Raw genomic sequence first — 3,189 nt, forward strand, 5'->3', positions numbered from 1 at the left:
GTTTTTGAGTAACAGCTTGCCGGATATTCAAAGGCAGCTACTTTTGGCTGCAATCATTTTTTAGTCTAAACTACAGTAATTTTGTATTTAAAAATATAGATTATTGAATCCACTTGTAGATTGATAGAGACAATTTGAGTATCAAATATCTTATGTAGTATGCTTGTAAGAAAAAAGTGTCTATCTTACTTAACAGGTCAGTCTTATGGCATCAGGTTTCAAATCTTGAAAACACAGGATTAAAAGCTCAAAAAAATTGAGTATAGCTCAGGCGACTGCACTGACAGAAAAAATGGCATTAGTATTTGGTGATATCAAAGACCCTCGTGTAGAAAGAACGCGTGTCCATACATTAACAGATATTTTGAGCCTTGGAATATTGTCAGTAATTGCAGGAGGTAATGGATGGGAAGACATGGAAAATTATCGATTAAGTAAATGTGAATGGTTGGATCAGTTTTTAGCTTTACCAGGAGGTATCCCAAGTGCAGATACATTTCGACGAGTTTTTGAACGCATTAATCCCAAAGTATTTGAGCAATGCTTTCGACGTTAGATAGAATGGATAGTTGAGGTAATAGGGGTGCAGGTAATTCCCATTGATGATAAGACTATCAAAGGCTCATACGATAGAGAGCAGGGGAAATCAGCTTTACATCTAGTGAGCGCTTGGTCGAGTCAATATCGTCTTGTTTGAGGACAAGTAAAGGTAGCAGATAAATCTAATGAAATTATTACAATTCCTGCCTTATTAGAGTTATTAGATATGGTGGGATGTATTATTACGATTGATGCAATAGGTACGCAAACAGCCATTGCCTCCCAAATTTTTTATGCTAAAGCTGATTACGTTTTAGCCCTTAAAGCTAATCATCCTACACTTCACGGACAAGTAAAAGATTGGTTAGAGCAACAATTGTCTCAAGGGTTTGAAGGTATTATCCATAGTTATGACCAACAAGTAGAGCTCGCGTCACCATCGGACTTAAAAACGATCCTGTTGGTGTGTTCCTATTTCTCAATTACCAACTTTACATAACCAAAAAGATTGGGTTGGTCTTCAATGTATTGTCATGGTAGTCCTGGTCAGACATCTTTGGAATAAAACTACCCATGAAGTTCAGTTTTATTTAACGAGTTTGGAATGTAATGCTCATAAATTGGGGCAAGCTATCCGTCTACATTGGGGTATTGAAAATGGTCTGCATTGGACTTTAGATCAATCACTAAAAAAGTGAGCAAAAAAAATCTGTAAGGCAATATCTATATAGATAATTGCCTTACAAACTAAAATATCTCCCTCTAGTATGCCAAATCGTGCGTCTATTCTCAAGCAACAATTTTTACAGAGTGTCGCCTTACCCTGGAGAGAACTGCTACCAGACTCTCAAGTGCTTGAGCTGTTGGCTAACGAAAACGTGAGGTATTACAGGAGTGTCTACACACCGATAGTGACCTTATGGGCGATGGTATCGCAGGTACTAGATCCAGACAAAAATCAAGCGTCAAGCAGTGAAGCGGATGAGTACCTGGTCCAGCAGTGCCGGAGTCAAGCCTCCTTCCTCAGACACAGGGGCTTACAGTAAAGCTCGTCAACGACTACCCGAAAGACTCGTCCAACAGTTAGTACCTATAGGCGCAGAAGCTCTAGAAAAGCAAGTTCCAATAGAAAAACAATGGTGTGGATTGCGGGTGCGGGTACTAGATGGGACAAAGGTGTTAATGAGTGATACTGCCACCAATCAAGCCGAGTATCCGCAACACAGCAATCAAAAAACTGGGTGTGGATGGACGATCGCGAAAATGGTAGTGCTGTTTTCACTGCTGACAGGAGCAGTTGTATCGGCTGGTATTGCTTCGTTGGGGACGATTGCTTCGTTGGGGACGAGTGAGATTGTGATGAGCCGTTTGCTTTATGCAAAGGTAGTGCTTTTATGTAAAGGATGGAGAAAATTGAGGCGGTTGAACTTTCAGCATTCCTAATCTGATTTGGTGATTGTAGTCATGAATGAAGTTCCAAATAGCACCCTTGTGATTCTCCAACTTTTTAGAAAACGATAAAGTCTTTCTGACTAATCGCGAAATTCGTTGCCTGAGAGTATTGTTTAATCGTTCAATGTAACTGGTTAATCCGCTTTCGGAGCCGACGGACTTATGCCTTTTACTTGGTAAAACTACGGCATAGGCTTCCCAGTAATCGGTATAAATCTTGGCACTGCAGGCGATAGACATTTGGTAGTGAATCCCATAATGCCAGAGCCGATTTCGAGGAGCGGTCTCCAATATGACATCCGATGACTTCACGCGTCTTGGTATCCATTGCTAACCAGACTCATTGTTTATTCCCTTTGGCGTCTACTTTCATACCAGAGTTCATCCATTTGGACTGTGTGTTTTCCAATTTCTTTCGGAATGACTGTGGCGCAAGAGTTCTATTGCACCGTACAAGTGGTTCACATAATTTTGCAGCCAGAAGAGAGGAAACCCCCATGAAGGAGGGCAATACCAGCCAGGGAAATCCGCTCCAACAGAACTAACTCAATTTTTGCCAAAATGTCGGTGTCTTTGGGTTTCCACTGAGGGTTTTCGACAAACTGCCGACCACATTCGCGACATTTGTGGTGAAAGTTTTCCCCGACGAGTCATCCCATTTTTCATCACATCGTCAGAACCACAAGTGGGACAAATTAGATAGGGTTTCATGATGAGACTCCTCAAAAGACTGGACATAGAGGTATTACCCTCCATCCTTTACATAAAAGCACTACCACTTCGTTTTTCCCACACCAGACTGAGCATAAATACGTTGTGCGATCGCCATTGAGTACGATCTATAGCAAGCTTCAAAGGTTTCGATTTCTTAAATTTGGCTGTTAAAATTTCTTTGACCAGCGGAAACCACAGACTTTCTATGTTGAGGCAGTCTAATTTGAGAAATCGTTGCAGACTACGCCTCCGGCTCTCAAATTGAATTGGATAGGTCATTACAGAAGCGAGCAATTCAATACTAACCTGTCTGTGGCTTTGCAACAAATATACCAGAATTTTGCGAGTCAGGTAGTCTGCTGGTTTGAGTTGTTTTTCTAGATGGTTCTGGTAAGATTGAGGAAACATATAGTCATTTCAAATAAAAAAGAGACACTATTGAGCGCAGTAGGCACAGATGAGTTCATCTAAAGATGTGCCAGG

At 41.0% G+C, this 3,189-nt stretch carries 4 protein-coding genes and 2 pseudogenes; 4 read left to right on the plus strand and 2 right to left on the minus strand.

Features of this window, described 5'->3' with window-relative positions; all coding sequences use genetic code 11:
• Nucleotides 1–256 precede the first annotated feature (256 nt).
• From QUA53_RS28775 to QUA53_RS28785, 4 genes and pseudogenes are all read left to right on the plus strand, one after another.
• On the plus strand, nucleotides 257–556 hold the full coding sequence (locus QUA53_RS28775; protein WP_333101265.1) for a transposase family protein: 300 nt from the start codon (nucleotides 257–259) through the stop codon (nucleotides 554–556).
• A gap of 153 nt (nucleotides 557–709) precedes the next feature.
• Nucleotides 710–1,039, plus strand: a pseudogene (locus QUA53_RS28780) (ISAs1 family transposase); the annotation flags it as partial.
• A complete protein-coding gene (locus QUA53_RS29430; RefSeq protein ID WP_445304997.1) occupies nucleotides 1,014–1,238 on the plus strand; it encodes an ISAs1 family transposase in 225 nt (74 codons plus the stop codon). The pseudogene QUA53_RS28780 and the gene QUA53_RS29430, both read left to right, overlap by 26 nt.
• Before the next feature lie 283 nt (nucleotides 1,239–1,521).
• Nucleotides 1,522–1,983, plus strand: a complete 462-nt coding sequence (locus tag QUA53_RS28785; protein WP_333101263.1) for a hypothetical protein — start codon at nucleotides 1,522–1,524, stop codon at nucleotides 1,981–1,983.
• On the opposite strand, the pseudogene QUA53_RS29435 reads toward QUA53_RS28785, so the two are convergent.
• Together QUA53_RS29435 and QUA53_RS28800 are read right to left on the minus strand one after the other, a co-directional pair.
• Nucleotides 1,933–2,703 (minus strand): annotated as a pseudogene (locus tag QUA53_RS29435) (IS1 family transposase). The gene QUA53_RS28785 and the pseudogene QUA53_RS29435 sit on opposite strands and share 51 nt — an antisense overlap.
• Nucleotides 2,704–2,751: 48 nt before the next feature.
• Nucleotides 2,752–3,114, minus strand: coding sequence for a hypothetical protein (locus tag QUA53_RS28800; protein ID WP_333101258.1), 363 nt, complete (start codon nucleotides 3,112–3,114; stop codon nucleotides 2,752–2,754).
• Nucleotides 3,115–3,189: the final 75 nt, after the last annotated feature.

The sequence above is a fragment of the Microcoleus sp. Pol12B3 genome (assembly GCF_036701355.1).
Taxonomy (GTDB): domain Bacteria; phylum Cyanobacteriota; class Cyanobacteriia; order Cyanobacteriales; family Microcoleaceae; genus Microcoleus.